General features: G+C 60.2%; 22 protein-coding genes. 13 read left to right on the top strand and 9 right to left on the bottom strand.

The window, feature by feature from the left end:
- Positions 1 to 47: 47 nt before the first annotated feature.
- Complete coding sequence (locus ATY80_RS09165) at positions 48 to 839, bottom strand: creatininase family protein (protein ID WP_088692125.1); 792 nt, start codon at positions 837 to 839, stop codon at positions 48 to 50.
- Between the two features lie 114 nt (positions 840 to 953).
- Here ATY80_RS09165 and ATY80_RS09160 point away from each other — a divergent pair, with 114 nt between their 5' ends.
- The 3 genes from ATY80_RS09160 to ATY80_RS09150 all read left to right on the top strand — a co-directional run bounded on the left by ATY80_RS09160 (position 954) and on the right by ATY80_RS09150 (position 3638).
- A complete protein-coding gene (locus ATY80_RS09160) occupies positions 954 to 1526 on the top strand; it encodes a MarR family winged helix-turn-helix transcriptional regulator (protein WP_189637114.1) in 573 nt (190 codons plus the stop codon).
- Positions 1527 to 1648: 122 nt separating this feature from the next.
- Positions 1649 to 2671 (top strand): LacI family DNA-binding transcriptional regulator, encoded by a 1023-nt coding sequence (locus ATY80_RS09155; protein WP_088692123.1) that lies wholly within the window; start codon positions 1649 to 1651, stop codon positions 2669 to 2671.
- Between the two features lie 19 nt (positions 2672 to 2690).
- Entirely contained in the window at positions 2691 to 3638 is a 948-nt protein-coding gene (locus ATY80_RS09150; protein WP_088692122.1) for a 2-hydroxyacid dehydrogenase, read from the top strand.
- 105 nt (positions 3639 to 3743) lie between these two features.
- On the opposite strand, the gene ATY80_RS09145 is transcribed toward ATY80_RS09150, so the two are convergent.
- Positions 3744 to 4115, bottom strand: a complete 372-nt coding sequence (locus ATY80_RS09145; RefSeq protein ID WP_088692121.1) for a hypothetical protein — start codon at positions 4113 to 4115, stop codon at positions 3744 to 3746.
- A 295-nt stretch (positions 4116 to 4410) separates the two neighbouring features.
- Between ATY80_RS09145 and ATY80_RS09140 the strand changes: the two genes are divergently transcribed.
- A complete protein-coding gene (locus ATY80_RS09140) occupies positions 4411 to 5313 on the top strand; it encodes an adenylate/guanylate cyclase domain-containing protein (protein WP_088692224.1) in 903 nt (300 codons plus the stop codon).
- 89 nt (positions 5314 to 5402) lie between these two features.
- Positions 5403 to 6077: a VOC family protein gene (locus tag ATY80_RS09135; protein WP_088692120.1), complete on the top strand. Its 675-nt coding sequence runs from the start codon at positions 5403 to 5405 to the stop codon at positions 6075 to 6077.
- 56 nt (positions 6078 to 6133) lie between these two features.
- On the opposite strand, the gene ATY80_RS09130 is transcribed toward ATY80_RS09135, so the two are convergent.
- Positions 6134 to 6943 (bottom strand): inositol monophosphatase family protein, encoded by an 810-nt coding sequence (locus ATY80_RS09130; protein ID WP_189637113.1) that lies wholly within the window; start codon positions 6941 to 6943, stop codon positions 6134 to 6136.
- A gap of 43 nt (positions 6944 to 6986) precedes the next feature.
- Positions 6987 to 7766, bottom strand: a complete 780-nt coding sequence (locus tag ATY80_RS09125) for a gamma-glutamyl-gamma-aminobutyrate hydrolase family protein (protein WP_088692223.1) — start codon at positions 7764 to 7766, stop codon at positions 6987 to 6989.
- A gap of 297 nt (positions 7767 to 8063) precedes the next feature.
- Between ATY80_RS09125 and ATY80_RS09120 the strand changes: the two genes are divergently transcribed.
- Positions 8064 to 9173: a TRAP transporter substrate-binding protein gene (locus ATY80_RS09120; protein ID WP_088692118.1), complete on the top strand. Its 1110-nt coding sequence runs from the start codon at positions 8064 to 8066 to the stop codon at positions 9171 to 9173.
- Positions 9174 to 9231: 58 nt separating this feature from the next.
- On the opposite strand, the gene ATY80_RS09115 is transcribed toward ATY80_RS09120, so the two are convergent.
- Together ATY80_RS09115 and ATY80_RS09110 are read right to left on the bottom strand one after the other, a co-directional pair.
- Positions 9232 to 10779, bottom strand: coding sequence for a TRAP transporter large permease subunit (locus tag ATY80_RS09115; protein ID WP_088692117.1), 1548 nt, complete (start codon positions 10777 to 10779; stop codon positions 9232 to 9234).
- Between the two features lie 22 nt (positions 10780 to 10801).
- Positions 10802 to 11341 carry a TRAP transporter small permease subunit gene (locus tag ATY80_RS09110; protein WP_088692116.1) on the bottom strand — a complete coding sequence of 180 codons (540 nt, stop codon included), beginning with the start codon at positions 11339 to 11341 and terminating at the stop codon, positions 10802 to 10804.
- A gap of 329 nt (positions 11342 to 11670) precedes the next feature.
- Between ATY80_RS09110 and ATY80_RS09105 the strand changes: the two genes are divergently transcribed.
- The 7 genes from ATY80_RS09105 (at position 11671) to ATY80_RS09075 (ending at position 19033) form a co-directional block, all read left to right on the top strand.
- Complete coding sequence (locus ATY80_RS09105) at positions 11671 to 13974, top strand: EAL domain-containing protein (RefSeq protein ID WP_088692115.1); 2304 nt, start codon at positions 11671 to 11673, stop codon at positions 13972 to 13974.
- A gap of 150 nt (positions 13975 to 14124) precedes the next feature.
- Positions 14125 to 14877 (top strand): hypothetical protein, encoded by a 753-nt coding sequence (locus ATY80_RS09100; protein ID WP_088692114.1) that lies wholly within the window; start codon positions 14125 to 14127, stop codon positions 14875 to 14877.
- Between the two features lie 179 nt (positions 14878 to 15056).
- Entirely contained in the window at positions 15057 to 15281 is a 225-nt protein-coding gene (locus ATY80_RS09095) for an aa3-type cytochrome c oxidase subunit IV (RefSeq protein WP_088692113.1), read from the top strand.
- A gap of 98 nt (positions 15282 to 15379) precedes the next feature.
- Positions 15380 to 16528, top strand: coding sequence for a Re/Si-specific NAD(P)(+) transhydrogenase subunit alpha (locus ATY80_RS09090; RefSeq protein WP_088692112.1), 1149 nt, complete (start codon positions 15380 to 15382; stop codon positions 16526 to 16528).
- Positions 16528 to 16926, top strand: a complete 399-nt coding sequence (locus tag ATY80_RS09085) for a proton-translocating transhydrogenase family protein (RefSeq protein WP_028746746.1) — start codon at positions 16528 to 16530, stop codon at positions 16924 to 16926. Before ATY80_RS09090 ends, ATY80_RS09085 begins: the two co-directional genes overlap by 1 nt.
- A gap of 7 nt (positions 16927 to 16933) precedes the next feature.
- On the top strand, positions 16934 to 18328 hold the full coding sequence (locus ATY80_RS09080) for an NAD(P)(+) transhydrogenase (Re/Si-specific) subunit beta (protein WP_088692111.1): 1395 nt from the start codon (positions 16934 to 16936) through the stop codon (positions 18326 to 18328).
- Between the two features lie 81 nt (positions 18329 to 18409).
- Complete coding sequence (locus ATY80_RS09075; RefSeq protein WP_088692110.1) at positions 18410 to 19033, top strand: LysE family translocator; 624 nt, start codon at positions 18410 to 18412, stop codon at positions 19031 to 19033.
- A gap of 49 nt (positions 19034 to 19082) precedes the next feature.
- On the opposite strand, the gene ATY80_RS09070 is transcribed toward ATY80_RS09075, so the two are convergent.
- The 3 genes from ATY80_RS09070 to ATY80_RS09060 all read right to left on the bottom strand — a co-directional run bounded on the left by ATY80_RS09070 (position 19083) and on the right by ATY80_RS09060 (position 22567).
- On the bottom strand, positions 19083 to 19565 hold the full coding sequence (locus ATY80_RS09070) for a DUF992 domain-containing protein (RefSeq protein WP_088692109.1): 483 nt from the start codon (positions 19563 to 19565) through the stop codon (positions 19083 to 19085).
- A 56-nt stretch (positions 19566 to 19621) separates the two neighbouring features.
- Positions 19622 to 21280, bottom strand: a complete 1659-nt coding sequence (locus tag ATY80_RS09065) for a sensor histidine kinase (protein WP_088692108.1) — start codon at positions 21278 to 21280, stop codon at positions 19622 to 19624.
- A gap of 222 nt (positions 21281 to 21502) precedes the next feature.
- Positions 21503 to 22567, bottom strand: coding sequence for an FAD-binding oxidoreductase (locus tag ATY80_RS09060; protein ID WP_088692107.1), 1065 nt, complete (start codon positions 22565 to 22567; stop codon positions 21503 to 21505).
- Positions 22568 to 22586: the final 19 nt, after the last annotated feature.

Genomic DNA, 22586 nt, shown 5'->3' with positions numbered 1-22586 from the left:
TCAAAGGGTTTTGTATGTTATAAGATCACATCGCGACGGGGATCGTTTCAATCAAGCTCCGCTGCGTCGAATGCATCGACGTCCTGCAGCAGTTCGACCAGCCCTTTTACCGAATGCGCAATCAGAGCCTCGCCTTTCTCCGCTGTTGCCAGCGAGGCGTTGCCTGCGACGCCGGATGCGCTGAGATCCGACATCTTCCATCCGAAGGCGTGCGGGCCGTAGGCGCGCAGATGCTTGAAGCGGGCGGCAAAATCGGACTGGCGGGAGGGGAAGTCTGCAGCCCTGGTCATGTCGACCTGATCAGGGTGAAGCGCCAGCATCACCGAAGTCTCGATATCGCCGCCGTGGATATCGATCGCCTTCGCCTCGGGCGAGATGACATCGGCGGGGACGCCGAAGCGCGTCCAGCTGGTGGCGACGGCAAGCATGTTGAACCGGACGCGGGCCTCCGTCGCGACAATCGTCATCAGCGGCGAGTTGCCGCCATGGGCGTTCAGCATCACGAATTTGCGAATACCCATCTCCGAGAGCTTTCGGGCAATGCCGAGCCAGCGTTCGATAGCCTCGCCATATGTCAGTGTTCGCGTGCCCTTCGCGTCCACATGCTCGACCGAATAGCCGACGTTTTCCGTCGGCAGAAACGTGACCGGTAACGCGGCGGGAATAGCGGCCTTGAGCCGAGCAACAATGCCGGCTGCAATCAATGCATCGGTGTCGAAGGGCAGGTGAGGTCCGTGCTGCTCGTGGGCGCCCAGCGATAGAACAGCGATCCATCGGCTGCGCTCTGACGGGGCAAGGTTCGGATCGTTGTGTTCGAAGTCGCGAGAAGGCGCGTTCATCCGGCTAAGACCTCTTGTTTATGACGAGATGATGCGCAATGTCATAACGCAGCGTTCTCAATGCTTATCGCATAAGCCCTTAAACCGAAATCGATTTAGGGGAGATGGTTATGAATGTTCCGGCTCCCTTGCAGGGTGAAGGATGCGCAACGCGGCAAAGTCAAAGGAATAGCGATGGGGAAGAAGCACAAGGACGGAAAGAAGCAGAAGTCCAAGAAAAAGGATCAGACCGAATACACAGTTGTCGATCTTTCGCCGGCTTTGACGCAGGCGGCCCGCTCGATGCGCACCGTCCTGTCTCGCAACCTGCTCGAAAGCGGCCTCTATGCCGGCCAGGACGGCGTGATTCTTCTTCTTGCTGAAACCGACGGGATGACGGCAGGCGGGCTGGCGCAGAGGCTCGGCGTCAAGGCGCCAACAATGACGCGCACGATCGGCCGCATGGAGGCGCAAGGCTTCCTCGAACGCAAGGCGGATGCCGAGGATGCCCGCCTGACCAAGGTCTATCTGACCGAACTTGGCCGCGGCAGCGTCAAGGCAATTGAAATGGCGTCCTCTGCCTGCGACAGTATGGCTACCCAGGAATTCTCCGAGAAGGAAATCCGCAATCTTGTCCGTCTGTTGAAGGCAATCGATGGCAACTTGCAGTCTGCTGCTATTCCTCTCGAAGAGCCTGAGGAAATCTGACGGTTTTGTAAAATTACGAATTGCCTCGTTGCGTTTAATCTTTTAATTAAACATTTTAATAACGCCGGACTCTTCAAGTGGTCGGGGCGCATGAAAAACCGCGCGTTGCCTGGGGAGGACACGTGGCTCAAAAGATAAAGCTTTCGACGATCGCCGAAACGCTCGGCATTTCCACAGCAACCGTATCTCTTGCCTTACGTGACAGCCCGCTCGTGGCTGGCGCCACCCGAGACAAAATCAAGGAACAGGCGCGGGCGCTCGGTTATATCTACAACCGCCGCGCCGCCAGCCTGCGGACGTCCCGCTCCGGCATCATCGGCGTCGTCGTGCACGACATCATGAACCCGTTCTACGGCGAAATCCTGAAGGCGATCGAAAGCGAGCTCGATCGCAGCCGGCATACCTTCATTCTGTCGAACCATTACGACTCCGTCGAAAAGCAGCGCACCTTCATCGAAACGCTGCTGCAGCTCGGTGGCGACGGGGTCATCATGTCGCCGGCAATCGGTACGCCGCCCGAGGATATGCAACTCGCTGAAGACAACGGCATGCCGGCGATCCTGGTTGCCCGCTCGTTGGATGGCTTGGACCTTCCGACCTACCGCGGCGATGACAGCTACGGCATTTCGCTCGCGACCAACCATTTGATCGGCCTTGGCCATCGCTCGATCGCCATGATCGGCGGTACCGACCAAACCTCGACCGGGCGCGATCGTTATCAGGGCTATGTCAACGCGCTGCGCAAGGCCGGCATCGATGTCGATCCGGGTCTGCGCATTCCCGGCCCCCGCTCGATGCAGGGCGGCTTCGAGGCGGCGGTGCATTTCCTGTCGCTGCCGCAAAAGCCGACGGCCGCCGTCTGCTGGAACGACCTCGTCGCGATCGGCCTGATGAACGGCATCGCCCGCGCCGGTCTCGTTCCAGGCAAGGATATTTCCGTCACCGGCTATGACGATCTCGAGGAAGCGTCGATATCGATGCCGGCGCTGACGACCGTCTGGAACGGCCAGGCGGAAGTCGGACGTCTTGCTGCCCGCGCGCTTCTCGATCGACTGGCCGGCAGCCACGAGCCCGACGGCATCCATCTCATCAAACCCGAGATGCGCATCCGCCAGTCGACGAGCCCCTACCGCCCGCGCCCGTAAACAGCCAAGAGGAATTGCCATGTCCCGCATTGCCATTCTCGTTCCCGGGAAGATACACGAACGCGTCCTGACGCGCCTGAAGGAGAGCTTCGACGTTATCGAAGCCGATCCCTCGACGCTTGACGCGGAGGCTGCTGGCAAGATTCGCGGTGTCGCCGTCTCGGGCACGTTCGATGCGGCTGCGATCGACAGGCTTGCGAATCTCGAGCTTATTTCGAGCTTTGGTGTCGGTTATGACGGCGTCGATGCCAGGCACGCGGCCACGAAGGGTGTGATCGTTACGAACACGCCGGATGTGCTGAACGATGAGGTCGCCGATACCGCGATCGGGCTGTTGCTGAATGTGATCCGTGAACTCCCGCGCGCCGAAAACTGGCTGCGTGCCGGCTACTGGAAGCCTGGACAGAACTATCCGCTGTCGCGTTTCTCCTTGAAGGGGCGGCATGTCGGGATCTATGGCCTTGGCCGCATCGGCCAAGAGATCGCCAAGCGCCTGGAGCCGTTCAAGGTCAGGATCAGCTATCACACGCGCACGCGCCACCCGGATGCCCCGTACGGTTACTATCCGTCGCTGAAGGATCTCGCCGGGGCCGTCGACACTCTGATTTCCATCGTCCCCAAAACCCCGCAGACCCACAAGACGATCAATGCTGAAATCCTCTCCGCGCTTGGCCCTGAAGGCGTTTTCATCAATGTCGGGCGTGGTTGGACGGTCGACGAGGATGCACTTGCTCAGGCCCTGAAGTCCGGAACGATCGGTGCTGCCGGCCTCGACGTCTTCTACGACGAGCCTGATGTGCCGCCTTCGCTGCTCGATCTGCCGAACGCCGTGCTTTTGCCGCACCTCGCATCTGGCTCGGTGCCGACCCGCAATGCCATGGCGGATCTGGTCGTCGACAACCTCATGGAGTGGTTCGGGAAGGGCAGGGCACTGACACCTGTCCCTGAAACGCCAGCGAAGGGCTGATCGTCTCGATGTCGGACCGGGATGAGGCGCGCACGCGGACGGATCATCGCCCTCATCCCAAGTTTAGAGCCTTTCAATTCGACCTGAAGGCTCTGGTGCGCTTGGCTACTTGGCGACATGCCAGACGCCGCCGACGCCATCGCCGGTCATATCGCCGGGCTTTTTGTCTCCAGCGAACGTGTAAAGCGGCTTACCTTCGTAAGCCCACATCTCCTTGCCGTCGGCTGCCTTGATGAGTGACCATTCGCCTTCGGCCTTGGCCTTGGCGGCAGCGTGGAAGGCGGGCCATTTCTTCAGGCAGGCCGCGTCGCAGTTTGATTTGCCCATGGCGTCCTTGTCGAACGTGTAGAGCGTCATGCCTTTGGCGTCCGCCAGGATCTTACCCATTTTGGTATCGACCATTTTGGCGGGTTCCGCCGCAAAAGCCGAGAAGGCGGTTGCAGCCAACAGGCCCATGGAGACGATCAGCGTTTTCATGATTACCTCCGGTTCGGTAGTGCCAGCGGGATGCTGGTAGCGCCCGATGTGAGCAAGAAACGTTCCGGCGAGGTGGCGGTTCCATGATCTCACTGCCGGCGATACACATTCGGATTTGCCTTGCGACCGGCAGAGAGGCGCGCGCATTTCCTTGCCCGAAGCGTGCAAGACGTCGTTCGCGTCCCGCGTTGAAAAGTGCGGTCAGCTATTGCAGAACTTTCGAATGAGGAAATCTCTTCGTCAGATGGCTGCTACCGGCGGACCGTCTGCCAAACCTGCGGTGGATCGCAATACGATGAATGAAATGCGACGCAAGCTGACAACCATCTTCTCTGCCGATGTTCAGGACTACACGCGGCTGATGGGCGCCGACGAGGAGGGCACCCTCGCCATGCTGAAATGGTCGCGCGATGCGATGTCGCGCCTGATCGGCGCTCATGGCGGTCGGGTGATCAATACCTGGGGCGACGGCCTGATTGCCGAGTTTCCGAGCGTCGTCGAAGCGGTGCGTGCTGCCATTGACGTCCAGAACGAGCTCGTTGGTATGAACTCAGCCCGGCCGGCGGAGGGACATATGCTCTATCGGATCGGCATCAATCTCGGCGATGTCATCGCCGAGGGTGACGACATCTATGGCGATGGCGTCAACATTGCCGCCAGGCTTCAGGCTTCTGCGCCCGCCGGCGGCATCGTGATCTCCAACACGGTCTATGATCAGGTCCGCAACAAGGTCGCCGTCGGCTTCGATTTTCTCGGGCCACTGACGGTGAAGAACGTCAGCGAGGCGGTGCCGAGCTATGCCGTGCGAATTGGAGACGATGTGTCCACAACGGCCACGCCACTGGCTCGTCCGTTGCCGGCGGCTGCGACGCCCGCGCCGGAACGCCCCTTTGCTCCGAGAGCGCGGAAGATTGGCGGCGTGTTCGCGGTTGTCGCGATCGCGTTGGTGGTGATCAATCTTCTGACTTGGCAGGGCGAGTTCTGGGCCGTCTGGCCGCTCCTCGGCCTTGCCTTCGTCGCGGCGATGGCCTGGGTCCGCAACCAGAGCCGCTTTGACCAGCGTATTGCCGGATTGGCCGTCATTGGTATCGGCATCGTGATCATCAACCTGCTGACATGGCACGGGGTGTTATGGGCGATATGGCCACTGCTCGGTCTGGCGGTCACCGTCGGCCTGCGATGGGCCATGCGGGGGTAGCTTTCGCAAATTGATTCGACTGCCTGCGGCCGCTGTGATGCACTCACCAGGTCTTATTGCCAATCTCAAAGTATCCAAAGGAGCTGAACATGGGCAATACTTCCGTGCAGAGCGAGACTGCGGTCAGGACCCCGGCCATGCGGACGGCCGACATGAAGCTTGAAGTCATCGTCGTCCCAGTCTCGGACGTTGACCGTGCCAAGCAATTTTACGGCAATCTCGGTTGGCGGCTCGATGCCGACGTCGTCACGGGTGACGATTTCCGAGTCATTCAATTCACGCCTCCGGGGTCGCCGTGTTCTGTCATCTTCGGCAAGAATGTGACGGCCGCCGTGCCCGGCACGGCGCAAGGTCTCCATCTTATCGTCGCCGACGTGGAGGCGGCTCGCGCCGAGTTTGTGAAGCGTGGGATAGACGTGAGTGAGGTGTTCCATGATGCTGGCGGCGTGTTCCATCACGCCGGCCAGAGTGCCCGATTGAGTGGACCGCATCCGGGCCGTCGCAGCTACGGCTCGTTTGCTTCATTCAGCGATCCGGATGGCAATGGCTGGCTGTTCCAGGAAGTCACGACGCGACTGCCTGGGCGCATAGACGCCGACGAAACGATGTTCGCGTCATCGACGGATCTCGAGGCAGCTTTGCGCCGGGCGGCGGCCGCCCATGGAGAGCATGAAAAGCGCATCGGCAAGCACGATGATGACTGGCCCACCTGGTATGCGGAGTACATGGCCAGCGAGCAGGCGGGCAAACCCTTGCCGTCTTGAGTTGCTGGATGACGCGGTCGTGAGGTAGCAGTCCGAAAGGCAACTGCAATTTCAAGTCAGATGGCCAGTTGAAGACACTCTCGAAGTTCATGATGGATCGTGGGCGCTGAGAAGACGACTTCGCTTCCGCATAGGTCGGCGGGAGTGTTCGTAGGTGCGCCTCCAAGGTTGCAGCGGCTGGCGCCGGCTTCATTCGCAATAAGGCCAGCAGCGGCGACGTCCCACGGGAACAGGGTTTCGGTATGTGCATCCAATCGCCCGGCGGCGACGTAGGCAATATCAAGGACCGGCGACGCGCTTCGCCTGATGTCTTGGCATTTTTGCAGAAGCACATGTACTCGTTTCACGAGCGGTTCCATGTTGTTCTTCTCGTGCGGAAAGCCAGTGCTCACTACTGCGCGAGCCAAGCTGACAGGTGATGAGGTTCGAATTCGGTTTCCATTCAAGAACGCACCTCGACCTTTTACGGCGGTGAACGTCTCACCCAATGCAGGAGCATGGACGCAACCGGCTAGAACAACGCCATCAACTGCGAAAGCAACGGAAATGCCAAAATAAGGATGCCCCCTGGCGTAGTTTGCTGTTCCGTCAATTGGGTCGACAATCCACAAAGGGCCAGAATAGTCGAATCCGTGGTTGCCGGTGTCCTCCTCGGAGAGAATGCGATGGGACGGGAACTTTGCTTTGATGCAGGCGGCGACAATGTCATCCGAGAGTATGTCTGCGGCGGTGACGATATCGCTCTTGCCCTTGAAACGGACATGATCACGCAACGCGCCCCATTGTTCAATCACGGCACGCCCAGCCGACGCAGCAGCCTCTTGAGCAAGCCAGCTAATTTTATCACCGTCAGCATTCATGGTCATTCGATAGAAACCACCAAGATAGCTTATGCCATGGCACATTGAATCAGGCGGGAGTCTTCTCTCCCGCCTTGGAGAGCTTGCTTGCCGCGTAGTCTCTGACCGCATCACCGAAGGCCGTGAAGATCTGGTTCGACGGCTTGTCGGTTTCGGCCCAGTATTCCGGATGCCATTGAACCCCGACCGCAAAGGCTGGAGCATCGATCACGGACACGGCTTCGATCGTGCCGTCCTCGGCGGCCGCCTCCACTTGCAAGCGCGGCGCCGTCTTGGCGATTGCCTGACGGTGGAGCGAGTTCACCCTGATCTCGCCGGGGCCGATGATGCCTGCGATGCAGGAGCCTTCCTTGACGAAGACACTCTGGCGGATCGCATACTTGCCGTCGCGGTCAACCTCGGCCGGCGTGCGGTGATCCCATATTCCAGGCTGGTTCTGGATCTCGCTCGCGAGCGTGCCGCCTAGCGCGACGTTGAGCTCCTGAATGCCGCGGCAGATTGCGAGCAGCGGAATCGCGCGGTCAATGGCGCGGCGGATCAGCGGCAGGGTGGTGGCGTCACGCGCGATGTCGAAGGGGCCGTCTCCGTCGGTCGCAGCAGCACCGTAATAAGACGGATGGACGTTGCTGGCCGAACCGGAGACGAGAACGCCGTCGACGCGGTCGAGGATAGCGTCCGTTCCGTACCCCTCTTCAAAGGCCGGAATGATGAAGGCCATGACGCCGGCGGCGTTCAGGGCGGCGCGGACGTATTGATGCTGAACGGCGTGCCATGTGGCACCGTCGAAGGTACGGATATCGGCAGGAACGGCGACGATCGGCTTCGTCATTTTAACCCCGGTCGGAAGATGCTGCTCGCTATTGTGAGAGCCGAGAACGGCTTGGAAGTCAACGTCTCGGCGCAATCGCGGGCGGAATTGCGGCATTCTCGTCCGCCGGCTCCGGCGTGTTTTCGCTAACTTGCTGATTTTGATGAAAATGCGCTTGGCTGCCATATTGCCGTCGTGATGCCAAAGACTAATGGGACAGTGCTTGAAACACGGTCGCCACCGTGCTTAGTTTCCCGCTATCGCTGCGGGCAAAGATGAGGGTTCACCTCGCAGTACCATCTATACGGGAGGTTTTTGATGGATCGTCGTTCATTCATGAAGAAGGCAGGAACCGCCGGTGCCGGCGCGGTCGCTGCTGCGGGTGCACTGGCGGCGCCTGCCATTGCACAAGAGAACCCCAAGATTTCCTGGCGCATGACGTCGTCATTCCCGAAGAGCCTCGATACGATCTATGGCGCGGCGGATGATATCTCGAAGCATCTTGCCGCGGCGACCGATGGTAATTTCACCATTCAGCCGTTTGCCGCAGGCGAAATCATTCCGGGCCTACAGGCGGCCGATGCGGTCAGCGCCGGCACGGTCGAGGCGGCGCATACCTGCTCCTACTATTTCGTCGGCAAGGATCCGACCTACGCAATCGGTACGGCAATCCCGTTTGGTCTCAACGGACGCCTGACCAATGCCTGGTTCTACGAAGGCAACGGCAACAAGCTGATGAACGAGTTCTACGCCACGCAGGGCATTTACGGCCTGCCGGCGGGCAACACGGGTGCCCAGATGGGCGGGTGGTTCCGCAAGGAAATCAATACGCTTGATGACCTGAAGGGCGTCAAGATGCGTATCGCCGGTCTTGCCGGCCAGGTCATCAGCAAGGTTGGCGTCATTCCGCAGCAGATCGCCGGCGGTGACATCTACCCGGCCCTCGAAAAGGGCACGATCGACGCCTCGGAATTCGTCGGCCCCTATGACGACCTGAAGCTCGGCCTGCACAAGGTGGCGAAGTACTACTACTATCCAGGCTGGTGGGAAGGTGGACCGACGGTTCACGCCTTCTTCAACCTGGAAAAGTGGAACAGCCTGCCGAAGCACTATCAGGCGGCGCTCACCGATGCCTGCGCCTTTGCCAACACGAACATGATGGCAAAGTACGACGTGAAGAATCCGCCGGCACTCAGGCAGCTGGTGTCGGAGGGCGCAACACTGCGTCCCTTCAGCCAGGAAATCATGGAGGCCTGCTTCCAGGCGGCTCTCGGCATCTATGCCGAGATTTCGGCGTCGAACCCGTATTTCAAGAAAATCTACGAAGACCAGAACGCGTTCAAGCGCGACGCCTATCTTTGGTCTCAGCTGTCGGAGTACACCTTCGACACCTTCATGATGATCCAGCAGCGCGCCGGCAAGATCTGATTCCTGCCAAGATACGCGAAATCAAAAAAGCCCCGGATTTCGGTCCGGGGCTTTTTCGTCAGTTGATCTTCGGAGGTTGGCTGAGATCCGTTGCCGGTGGGGCGGCGGGTTTTGTCGGCGCGGGTGCAGCTGGTTGACCCGGCAGGCCGTTCAGGGGCGGCAGGGTCAGTCCGGGCATTTGTGGTGAACCGCCCGGTGCTCCCAGCGGCGGCAGCGACAGGCCGTTGCCGCCAAAGCCGGGCACCTCGATCTTGATCGAGTTCGGATCGATCTTCGGCCCCTTCTCGAGCCAATAGGTCACCGATTGCGGCCAGAAGATCACGATCGCGACGAGGATCAGCTGCATGCCGACCCAGGGCAGGGCACCCATGTAGATATCGGATGTCTTGACGCTGCGATCGGCAATGGAGCGCAGGTAGAAGAGCGCGAAACCGAAGGGCGGGTGCATGAAGCTCGTCTGCATGTTGACGCAGATCAGCACGCCGAACCAGATCAGGTCGATGCCGAGCGCCGAAGCGACCGGCGCCAGCATCGGGATGACGATGAAGGCGATCTCGAAGAAATCGAGGAAGAAGGCCAGCACGAAAATGAAGATGTTGACGAAGATCAGGAAGCCGACCGGGCCGCCGGGGATGCCGGACAGCATGTGCTCGATCCAGCGCGAGCCGTCCATGCCCTGAAAGACCAGGCTGAAACAGGTCGATCCGATCAGGATCATCACCACCATCGAGGTGATGTGCATGGTCGAGCGCATGGCCTCCTGCATCAGCGGCCAGGTGAGCCGGCGATGCATGGCGGCGAGCGCCATCGCACCGACGACACCGAGCGCGCCGGCTTCCGTGGGGGTTGCCAGTCCCATGAAGATCGTGCCGAGGACGAGGAAGATCAGCACGATCGACGGCACCATCCCCGAGAGCACCTTCAGGAGCAGCCCCCAGGTGAAGTCGCCACGCACTTCCTTCGGCAGCGGCGGCACCGTGGCGGGCTTCACGATCGACAGGATCAGGATATAGCCCATGAAGATCGCGACTTGCAGGATCGACGGGCCGATGGCGCCGAGATACATGTCACCAACCGATTTACCGAGCTGGTCGGCAAGCACGACCAGCACGAGTGAGGGCGGAATGACCTGGGTGATGGTACCCGAGGCGGCGATGACGCCGGTGGCGAGCCGCGGGCTGTAGCCATAGCGCAGCATGATCGGCAGAGAGATGACGCCCATGGTGATGACGGAGGCAGCCACCGTGCCGGTGATTGCGCCGAGCACGGCGCCGACCAGGATCACCGCATAGGCAAGGCCGCCCGGAATGCGGCCGAACAGCTTGCCCGTACCCTCCAGCAGATCCTCGGCCAGGCCGCAGCGTTCCAGGATGGCGCCCATGAAGGTGAAGAAGGGAATGGCGAGCAGCAGGTCGTTGGAGACAATCCCGAAGAAGCGCAGCGGCAGCGCCTGCAGGAAGGCTTCGCTGAAATGCCCTGTCGCAATGCCGATAACGCCGAAGAACAGGCCGACTGCAGCCAGCGAAAAGGCGACCGGAAAGCCGTAGAGCATGAAGAGAACCATGCCCACGAACATGGCCGGCGGAATGATGCCGAAATCAAACAATGGTGTTCCTCCCAGGTCTGGCTTACTGCAGCGGCTTTTCGTATGTCGTGTCGATCTGGATGTAGCCGGTGAGGGCCGCGATCCGCTTGATCAATTCCGAGATGCCCTGAAGGGTCAGCAGCCCGAAGCCGAGGAACAGAACGAGCTTGACAGGCCAGCGGATCAGACCGCCGGCATTGGCCGAGACCTCATGCTGCAGGTAGGAGGACAGGAAGAATGGCCAGCAGAGCCAGGTCAGGAAGATGCAGGCCGGGATCAGGAAAACGATAAGGCCGATGGCGTCGATCCAGATCTTTGCCTTTTCGGAGACCGCGCCATAAATCAGGTCCACGCGCACATGCTCGTTCATGCGCAGAGTGTGAGCCGCGCCCAGCACAACGATGAAGGCGAAGAGATACCATTGGATCTCGAGCCATCCGTTGGAGCTGTAGTTGAACGAGTAACGGATCAGCGCGTTGGCGGCGCTGATCAGGCAGCAGAACAGCACCATATATTCGGACAATTTGCCCATGAATTGGCTGACCGCATCGATCAGCCGGCTGACGGTCAACAAAGCCGGCATGCCCTTCCCCCCATATTTCGCGCCTTGTGGCGCGTTTTATCTTTCCACCGGTTTAGACCACACGGTTTTTCAAATTGAAAGATGAAAGGGGGCGTGTTGGAATATAGTCGTATGACCTGCATGAGACACGCCTGGCGTCAACGTCGGGACGATCAGACAACCTCAGGATAGGCGCGGAGCCGGGAAAACTTCACCGAATGGATGCATAAGTCATTGCAAACACTAAAATTCATCCCAAGGTTTTGAAAAATTCGACAAAATGTATCGATTACCCGAAATCAATTTTTAAAGGGTTGCGGTTAAGGTTTCGCCGCACAGGGAAAGTATGGATGAAGCCACATAACCCGAACAGGGTCCCTACCGACGTCTATCTGTCGTTTGTCAGTTCCCTCTTCGGGAATCGCATGACGCTCGTTGCGGGTGTCGTCGTGCATGTGGTTGCCTTCCTCGCAGTTGCCCTGAAAACCAGTTCCCCGTTCTACGTCGTCCTGTCGGTTGGTTTCCTTGCCGTCTTCGTCGGCCGCATGGTCACGTTCCGGATGTTCGACAAGGTCGACAAGCAGAGCCTGTCGCGCGAGCGGATCGAGCATTGGGAAACCATCTACGTTATCGGCGCCGCCTCCACAGCGGCAATCCTCGGCATCGGTAGCGGCTACGCTATCTTCATCCTGCAGGATCCTTTCGCCGAGCTCGCCTGTATCGCGGTCACCATGGCGTCGATGGTCTCCGTCGTCGGCCGAAACTACGGATCGCAGAAGGCAATCGACCTGCAGACGCTGGCCTGCTGTCTGCCGATGATTATCTGCAGCCTGATGGCGCTCGACTTCTATCGTGCGATCCTGTCGGCTTTCCTCATTCCGTTCGGCCTGACAACGCGGGCAATGGCAAATGGCGTGCGCGAGTTCCTGTACGAGAACGTCATTGCGCGTCGCCAGATCTCGATGATCGCCGACCGTTTCGACACGGCACTCAACAACATGCCGCACGGCCTGGTAATGGTCGATCCGGAAAACCGCATTCAGGTCATCAACCGCAAGGCTTGTGACCTTCTGAGGATCGGTGATCCGGAGCGGCTGAAGGAGCGCGATCTTGGTGCAGTGCTGCGCTACGGCGCGCGCTACAGTTTTATGGATTCGACGCAGCCGGAGCTGATCCTGCGGCAAATGACGCATGTCGCCGAGGGCAAGCTTTCGCGCACGCTGATCCATTTTCCAGAGGATCTCTCGCTGGAGTTTTCGGCAAGTCGCCGTGCCGATGGCGGTGCCGTCCTGATTTTCGAGGACGTGTCAAGCCGCGTGAAGGCCGAGCAGAAGATCCTGCACATGGTGCGCTTCGATGCGTTGACCGGTCTGCCGAACCGCGAATACTTCAGCCATCTCGTGCAGGATTACCTCAGCAAACATCAGAAGAAGCGCGGCCCCGTCGCCTTCATGGTTCTCGATATCGACGAGTTCAAGCATGTCAACGACATGCGCGGCCACATCACCGGCGACCGGTTGCTCTGTGCCATCGCAAGCCGTATCTCGAAGCAGGCGGGCAAGGCCATCGTCGGCCGTCTGATGGGCGACCAGTTCATCCTCTTCTTCCCGCATGCGAAGGACGCGGCCGCGCTTGATGCGGAGATCCGCCGCTTCCACGAGAGCATTCAGGGCAATTACGAGGCCGATGACGTCACCTTCCTCGTCTCCTTGAGTGCCGGTTTTGCAATCCTCGAAAGCGACACCTTCGCGATGGAGGAGTGGAGCATCAAGGCCGACCTCGCGCTTTTCGAAAGCAAGTCGAAACAGCGTGGCGGGATTGCCGGCTTCGAACGCGAGATGGATGGCCGCTATATCGAGCAGCAGAAGCTCAAAGCGGATCTGCGCGAGGCGATCGGCAACCAGGGTCTCAGCGTTGCCTACCAACCGATGTTCAAAGCGGACGGAACGCGCATCGAATGCGCCGAGGCGCTGGCGCGCTGGGTTCATCCCGAAAAGGGCGCGATCCCACCGGATGTCTTCATTCGCCTTGCAGAGGAAATGGGCATCATTTCCGAAATCACGCGCTTCATCCTCATGAAGGCGTGCAGGGATTGCATGAACTGGCCGGATCATATCGCCGTTTCGGTCAATCTGTCGGCGCGCGACCTGCGCGACGCGGATATTCTTGCCGTGGTCTCGGAAGCGCTCGAGGCCTCAAGCCTCGAGCCAGCCCGCCTGCATCTGGAAATCACGGAAAGCTGCCTGATCGACGAGCCGGCGGCGGTGCGCGCGATCCTCGCCGAACTCAGGGCACGCGGGATCACGATAGCGATCGACGACTTCGGCACCGGTTTCTCCAGCCTCAGCTATCTCGACACGCTGCCGCTGGATATCGTCAAGATCGACCGTTCGTTCCTGCGCAACATCGTCGAGGACGGGCGTCGCCTCAAGCTGCTGCGCGGCACCGTCAACCTCGCGCGCGAGCTCGGTCTCAAGATCGTCACCGAGGGTGTCGAGACCACCGAGCAGCTGGCCTTGCTCAACAAGTATCGCGCCACCGATCTCGTTCAGGGTTACGTTTTCTCGCCGGCAGTTCCGGCGCAGAATATCGCCATTCTTTCCCAGAGCCTCAGCCGCCGTACGGCACCGCGTCGTCGTCCGAAAGTTGCATAAGCCCGACAGCGTTTGCGGCCGATCGCATTTGCCGCAAACGCGGTGCCGTTAACCTTAACAATTCAAATATAACGCAATTTCTCGTCCCGTTCTTGCCCTTGCGCCGGTTCCGTATGATTAATGTTTCGTTAACAGGCGAACCGAGTAACTATGGCAGACAACCCTTTAAAGACGAGTGATTTCAGCAGCAAACTCCTCGAAATAATGAACCACGTCGAATACCGCCGTGTCGAAAGCGGCGAGGATATGGAAGAGGTGGAGCGCCTGCGCTACAAGGCCTACAAGGCTCGCGAAGTGCTTCCGGTCGCTGCCAAAAGCATGATCGACGAGGCCGACTTCGACAGTCAGGCTTATGTTTTCGGACTGTACTATTATGAACAGCTCGTCAGCACGATCCGCATCCATCACGTGACGCCGGACCATCGTGTCTCACAATCGGGCGGTATTTTTCCTGTCGAAATGGACGCGTTTCTGGACGCCGGACTGAGTCTGATCGATCCGGCGCGGTTCGCCGCGGATCCCGAACTCAGCACGGAAATGCCGTGGATCCCCTACCTGACGCTGCGTCCGAACATCGTCGCCGCCGCGCATTTTCGCGCGGACCGTGTGATGCAACACGTGCGCCCTGCGCATGCGGCTTTCTACAAGCGCGTCTTCTACGCCGATACCGTCGTCGCAAGCCGGATGACGGAGACCTATGGTTTCGACCTGACGCTGATGGCGACCAATGTCATCGAGGTCGGACGAAAGCTCCTGACGCGGTATCCCTTCTTTATCTCCAGCGCCAGCGAACAGCGCATGATGTTCTCGCGCACGCCCAATGACACGCTGCCGCCGCTGACCATCATCCCGACGGCGCGTTTCATGGCTGAAGGCGATCTCGGAACCGATCTTCCGCTGTAAGCCCATGCGCTTGAATTGGCTGGGAATGCCGCCCGCCTGCGGCATTCTCATGCATTGCGCTTTATCGAAGCTTTGTGTAATCCCTCTGCAGGGAAATTTCCTCGCGGGAGCGAGGGAATCACGGCAGTCGGCCGGCCGCATTGCTTTATTGGCCGGGAAGTTTGAGGGAGACGATATTCATGGCTGAGCATCACACCGGACCTACTGAGGTCGGCGCGCCAATGGACTACAAGGAACACGAGCAGACCTACCTTATGTTCCTTGCTGCGGCTAAGTACGGCACGCTGTTTCTTGTCGCTCTCCTGCTTGGCATGACCGCTGGGTTCTTCACCGGTGCCGGTTTCCTTGGCGGCCTCGTCGTCCTGCTGATCGTCTTTATCGCGGGCCTCGTCCTGCTGCGCTGAGCGCGGCGTCGGGAACGCGGCTTTCCAAAGCTTTGGCTGAATGTGCGGGCTGAGCAGGGGGACCTGCGGCAGACTGGCTGACCGGGAGGAGGGGGCGGTTGGGTAACGTTGTTTTTGTCGCGAAAGAAACCACGGGGGATGAGACGCGCGTCGCGGCGTCTGTCGAAACCGTAAAGAAAATGGTCGGTCTAGGCCTCGAGGTCGTCGTCGAGGCTGGTGCGGGGACCAAGTCGAAAATTCCCGATGTGGAATTCGAGGCTGTCGGTGCGCGGGTCGGTTTGATTGGCGCTGCCGCGACCGCCGACGTGGTCCTGAAGGTGCGCCGCCCGACGGACGAAGAAATCGGCGGCTACAAGGTTGGCGCGATCGTCATCGCGGTCATGGACCCTTACGGCAACGACGAAGCGATTGCCTCCATGGCCAAGGCGGGGCTTTCCAGCTTCGCCATGGAGTTGATGCCGCGCATCACCCGCGCGCAGTCGATGGACGTTCTTTCCTCGCAGGCAAATCTGGCAGGTTATCAGGCGGTGATCGAGGCGGCGGCGGTTTATGACCGCGCCATGCCGATGATGATGACGGCGGCCGGCACCGTTCCGGCTGCCAAGGTCTTCATCATGGGCGCCGGTGTTGCCGGGCTGCAGGCGATTGCTACGGCCCGCCGTCTCGGCGCCGCGGTGTCGGCGACCGACGTTCGCCCGGCAGCCAAGGAGCAGGTCGCCTCGCTCGGCGCGAAGTTCATCGCCGTCGAGGACGAAGAATTCAAGGCGGCCGAGACCTCCGGCGGTTACGCCAAGGAGATGTCCAAGGAATACCAGGCGAAGCAGGCGGCGCTTGTGGCCGATCACATTGCCAAGCAGGACATCGTCATCACCACCGCCCTGATCCCGGGGCGTCCGGCACCGAAGCTCGTTTCGCGCGAGATGCTGAAGTCGATGAAGCCGGGCGCGGTTGCCGTTGACCTCGCGGTCGAGCGCGGCGGCAATATCGAAGGCGTCAAGCCAGGCAAGGTCGCTGACGTCGACGGCGTGCGCGTCATCGGCTTTTCCAACATGGCCGGCAGGATTTCCGCCAGTGCCTCCCAGCTTTACGCCAAGAACCTCGTCACCTTCCTTGAGACCATGGTCAACAAGGAAACGAAGACGATCGCCCTCAATCTCGAGGACGAACTGATCAAGGCGACGATGCTGACGCATGCGGGCAATGTCGTGCATCCGGCATTCGGCGGCGTGAAGAAGGGGGATAACTGATGGCCAGTGAAGCAATGGACAAGGCGCTGGATCAGCTGAACCAGGCCATGAATGCCGTGGCGGCCGCTGCCGCCCATGCGCCGGAGGCGGCCAGCGCCGCAACCGGCGGCGCGATCGATCCCTTCGTGTTCCAGTTCGCGATCTTCGTGCTGGCGATCTTCGTGGGATACTACGTCGTCTGGTCGGTGACGCCGGCCTTGCACACGCCGCTGATGGCGGTCACCAACGCGATCTCTTCGGTTATCGTCGTCGGCGCGCTTCTGGCCGTCGGCATTTCGACGAGTGGTCTTGCGACCGGCTTCGGCTTCATCGCCCTGGTCCTCGTCTCAGTGAACATCTTCGGCGGCTTCCTTGTCACCCAGCGCATGCTGGCGATGTACAAGAAGAAGGACAAGTGAGGACCGCATGACCAGTATCGCAGCCTTCCTCTATCTTGTTTCCGGCGTCCTCTTCATCCTGGCATTGCGCGGGCTTTCCCATCCGGCCAGCAGCCGCAAGGGCAACCTTTACGGCATGGTCGGCATGGGGATCGCCATTCTCACCACGCTGACCCTGGCAACGCCATCCTTCGGCGGCCTTGTGCTGATCATCCTCGGGCTTGCCATCGGCGGCGGGGCGGGCGCCTATGTCGCCCGCGTGATCCCGATGACCTCGATGCCGCAGCTGGTTGCCGGGTTCCACTCGCTGGTCGGCCTCGCGGCCGTGCTGGTGGCAGCCTCGGCGCTCTATACGCCGTCTTCCTTCGGCATCGGCAATATCGGTGAGATCCACACCGAGGCGCGTATCGAAATGGCGCTCGGCGTTGCCATCGGCGCGCTGACCTTTACCGGCTCGATCATCGCCTTCCTGAAGCTCGACGGGCGCATGTCCGGCAAGCCGATCATGCTGCCGTTCCGGCACCTGATCAACATCGCCCTCCTGGCGCTGATCGTGCTCTTCATCATCGGGCTGGCTGCAACGGAAAGCCATTTCGACTTCTGGGCGGTCGTCGCCCTGTCGCTGGCGCTCGGCGTGCTCTTGATCGTGCCGATCGGCGGGGCCGACATGCCTGTCGTCGTGTCGATGCTGAACTCCTATTCGGGCTGGGCGGCCGCCGGTATCGGCTTCACGCTCGGCAACCTGGCGCTGATCATCACCGGCGCGCTGGTTGGTTCATCCGGTGCGATCCTGTCCTACATCATGTGCAAGGGCATGAACCGCTCGTTTATCTCGGTCATTCTCGGCGGCTTCGGCGGTGAGACGGCTGCGGGCGGCACGGACAATTCCGACAAGACGGTCAAGCTCGGCTCGGCAGAAGATGCCGCCTATCTGATGGCGAACGCCTCCAAGGTCATCATCGTGCCCGGCTACGGCATGGCGGTGGCGCAGGCACAGCATGCGCTCCGCGAAATGGCAGACAATCTGAAAAAGAACGGCGTCGAGGTGAAATACGCGATCCACCCGGTCGCTGGCCGTATGCCCGGTCATATGAACGTGCTGCTGGCCGAGGCGAATGTGCCGTACGACGAGGTCTTCGAGCTTGAGGACATCAACTCGGAATTCGCCCAGGCGGATGTTGCCTATGTCATCGGCGCCAACGACGTCACCAACCCGGCGGCGCGTGACGACAAGACCTCGCCGATCTACGGCATGCCGATCCTCGATGTCGACAAGGCCAAAACCTGCCTGTTCGTCAAGCGCTCGCTCGGTTCCGGCTATGCCGGCATCGACAATACGCTGTTCTACAAGGATGGCACGATGATGCTGCTCGGGGATGCCAAGAAGGTGACCGAGGAAATCAACAAGGCGATCGGTCACTGAGGCGTCGCCACGCGGCTTGATCTCGATTAAACTGTAAGGGCGCGGGCTTGGCCCGCGCCCTTTGTTTTGCACGGTGATGTCATGTCCCTCGAAACGCTGCTCCTCTTCGTTCCCGCCTGTTTTGCGCTGAACATGGCGTTTGGTCCGAACAACTTGCTCTCGGTGACGATCGGCGCGCGAGCCGGAATGGGTGTGGCGATTGTAGCCTCCGCCGGTCGCATTGTCGCCTTTGCCATCATGATCGCCATTACGGCCTTTGGTCTCGGCGCCCTGTTGATGGCGTCAGGAGTAGCCTTCTCGATCGTGAAATGGCTGGGTGTTGCCTATCTCCTCTGGATTGGTTTCAAGCTGATCCGCGCGAAGGTTGATGTATCGGATCCGGCGACTGCTCATCACCCTTCAACGTTGAGGGCGTATTTGCGGCAGGAGTTCCTTGTCGCCTCGAGCAATCCCAAGGCGATCCTGATTTTTACGGCATTCTTGCCACAGTTCGTTGAACCCAAGGCCTATTGGCAGAGTTTCTTCACGCTTGGAGCAATCTTTCTGATCTTGGAAGTTGGGGCGATCGCCGTCTATGCCTTTGTCGGTTCACGACTGCGCGGCGTCATGCGTAATGCTTGGGCGGTTCGCCTGGTCAATCGTATCAGTGGTTCGATGATGATGCTGTTCGGTGGCGCTTTGGCGCTGACGCACCGCTCCACCTGACTTGCAAGGAGAGAGGCAGGGCCTCTCTCCTCGTCGGCGCGACCTGTGATCAGGTGGCTGCCGGCGCCAGCGTCAGTTTCTCCACGCCGACCGCGAGGTTCAAGCCTTCCTGAGCCTGGACGTTCAGTGGCTGGAGCATGAAGGATTGGTTCGTGCCACCGGCAATGACCTTGGCACCAGCACCAGCGCCAAAGCTCGCATCGGCACCTATGCCGTAGTACTCACCGGCCAACGCATATTCAGCAATGTTGGTTCCAGTCTTGGCAAGGACCTGCCAGATCATCACAGTTTTGCCGGTCTGGCCGACATCCAATCCGAATTTCTGGATCGTTCCGGCATAGACGACCTTCGGGCCACCTTCGGCCGGCGTATAGGTGCAAAGCAGGTTCTTCTGCGAGGTAACAATCAGTCCTTGCCCGCCCTGCGATCCGCAGACGAGCTGACCGAGTGTGATGTAGTTTGCGGCACTTGCCGGGTTTGCGATGGCGGCGACTGCGGCAGCCGCCGCGGCAATCATCGTTTCCCTGAACATGGTCTTCTCCTTTCGAGTAGCCTGTCGGAAACGAAGGTTCAGCGTGATTTGTTCCCCTATGTGCGCTCGAGGGTGCGGCGAGGGGCCGTCAACGCCCAGTAGAAACCTTCCGGTCGGAAGTCGATTTCAACGCTACCGCCAAAGGCTGCGGCGGCGTGGTTCTTGATGATCGTCGTGCCGAAGCCCGAGCCCTCCGGAGCCTGAGTGGATGGGCCGTCGCGTTCTTCCCACGTGAAGCGAATGTAGGGTTCGTTGCGTTCCTCGTGCTGAACATTCCGCCAGCTCAGCAGAACACGACCCTGCGGCAAGGAAAGGGCACCATATTTCACCGAATTGGTCGCTAGTTCATGCAGGACGAGGCCGAGGTTCTGCACCACGTCGGGTTTTAGGATGAAGTCCTTGCCCGATATCTCGGCCTGTTCCGTCGCCTGCGGAAAGCTCTGGAAGTGAATATCAATGACGCGGCGCAGCGATGCGCCTGCCCATTGTTCGCTGGTAAGGAGGTCGATCGAGCGCGAGAGGCCGTCGAGGCGATCGGCAACGGCCGCCTGGTAGGCGGGCACGCTTTCGGCGCCCTTGGCGACCTGTCGCATCATGGCCTGCACCAGGGCCAGCAGGTTCTTGGTGCGGTGAACAAGTTCGTTCATGACGAAGTGCAGGCGGTCTTCGGTCTGGCTTCGGTCGAAGGAGGCATTGGAGAGTGCAACCGCGACCTGGTTGGCTTCGATGACGCTGGTCTCGACCGGCGCAACGATATGACCCTCGCCCATGCGATTGGCCATGTCGGCGATCGAGCGGATCGTCAGGCGGACCTGGCGCGCGACAACATAGGCCGCGAGAACCGCGAGAAGCATCAGCGCGACACCGCCGATGGCGAGAAAGCGCCATGTCGTCAGGATAGAAGATTGCGCCGTAGCGACCGGTCCCCATATCACGGCTTTCCACGACCAGCCGGGAATCTGCGCGTAACCCAGCATCGCCTTCGGCAGTATCTGCTTGTTCTCGTATACGCCGCTGGATTCAAACAGCGAGGGCAGAATGCGGGTGTCGAAGGGTTCGCCATAGCCGATGCTTGTCGCCCCGGCCGAAGCAACCACGTGGCCGTTCTGATCGATGACTGCTGCGGACCAGCCACTCGGCAGACCTTCCGTGGTGACAAGTCGTGCCAGATCCCTGGCGTTCTGGGTAATGATCAGCGCCCTGACCTTGCCCACCTGCAGTGGCATGGTGACGTTATAGACGAACTCACCGCTCGTCTTTCCCATGAAGACGTCCGAGGCTTCGATTCGTCCTGACTTGACGGCTGCGTCGATGGCCGCAAGGTTCCCAGCGATACCCAGAGGCTCGCCATAATCCCGCCGGGTGTTCAGGAGCTGCTGGCCGCGCTCGTCTACCGCGATCACATAGAGCGTGTTTGCTCTCAGGGCCGTCTCGGTGCGCGCGTAGAAGGAAGCGAAGTCGTTGCTCTCCAATTCCGGTGAGGTCGAGAGCAACCTTAAAGTTGTAGCCATATCCTGCAGCTGGCGATCGATGGAGCGGGCGAGAGCAGTGGCATCCTGGGCCGTTTCACGCCTCAGAATCGAGCGCTGGTTGTCCTCCAGCTGTGCCAGCAGAAGTGCCACGAGGGCGAAAATCGGCAAGGCCGTCGCAACTGCCATCGCGATCAGGTAGGTCCCGATCGATGCCTTCGGAAAGAAGCGGAAGCGGCTTTTCATGAGCCTATACTTCGCTGAGTTATGCAGCCGAAACCATCGGCACGCCCGCCGTTTACAGGCATGAAAGCAAAATACTGGACCACCGCAATTGCCCTCAACGCGCCCCCAAACCTTCCGATAGCCTGCTATCGAAACCACTACATGTTAGGGATAGGTGCTGCTGCTTGCAACACACTAAAACATGTCGCCCGGCAATACGCAAATTTTTGTCAGGCTGTCATCTCAACCGAATCTGGCGAGGCGGAAGGCGGCCAAAGAGGAGTCTGCATCGCCGGTGAGAATCTCGTTAGACGCGAGTAGACCGACGAGCGGCGCCAGCGTTATGCCAGAGTGCATCACGGCTATATAGAGGCCGTCCTGGCCACAGCCGCCGATAACAGGAAAGCCGTCCTTGGGCGTCGGACGGTAGCCGACAGTGAAGAAATCCATGCTTAACCGGCTCCCATCCGTCAGGCTCTCCTTCACCTTCGCAAAGAGTGCCGCGGCGGTCGCGTGCTGGTCGGCGCCGGGATCGGTGCCGCCGAAATCGGAGCCGGCAATGATGCGGCCATCAGTCGTCTGGCGCATATGCAGGTCGGTCGCCATCACAAGGCCGTTCAGCCGCTTCTCGAATGGACGGGAGTGGACGATCAGCCCGGGAGGCGCCTCCAGGGGAAGTGTGACGCCGACGGAGGCGGCGAGGGGAACACTGCCGGCGCCAGTCGCCAGGACAACATGATCGGCGCCGACAATACCGGCCGATGACACCACCCCGGAAATCCGCTCGCCGCTGCGAATAAATCCATCGACGGCAGCGTTGACGAACTTCGCTCCTCTGGCCTCGGCGTCAGCAAGCAGCAGCCGCGCCGCCGCCGCCGGCTCGACGGCACCTTCTTCCGCGACCAGGAGCGCAGATTCGGGCAGCTGTTTCAGGTAAGGCTCCCGCGCGGCAATCGCGGCGCGATCCAGCCGTTCGATGCCATAACCCCACGACGCATGCTCGACGGCAAACGCCTCTAGCCGATCGGGCGGCAGATCCCAGCAGATGCCGCCACACCAGGAGAGCGGCAAGCCTGGGAGCTCGCGGGCCAAGCGCTTCCATTCGGCGATAGAGCGGCGGCGAAAGTGAAAATAGAATTCCGGGTTGCCCCAACTCGCGTTGATCCAGGCAAAAGAAGTGGGTGTGGCGACGCCGCCGATGTCCTCGGCAATCACGGTGACGGCGGCGCCGTCACGTGTCAGGTGCCAGGCGATCGAGGCACCGACAATGCCGGAACCGACGACGACCACATGCTGTCTGGCTGCCATCGTCGGTCTCCTGCCTGTA

The sequence above is a fragment of the Rhizobium sp. R711 genome (assembly GCF_002211365.1).
Classification (GTDB): Bacteria; Pseudomonadota; Alphaproteobacteria; order Rhizobiales; family Rhizobiaceae; genus Rhizobium.
The sequence above is the reverse complement of the archived record's forward strand: the minus strand, read 5'-3'. Positions and strand labels throughout refer to the sequence as shown.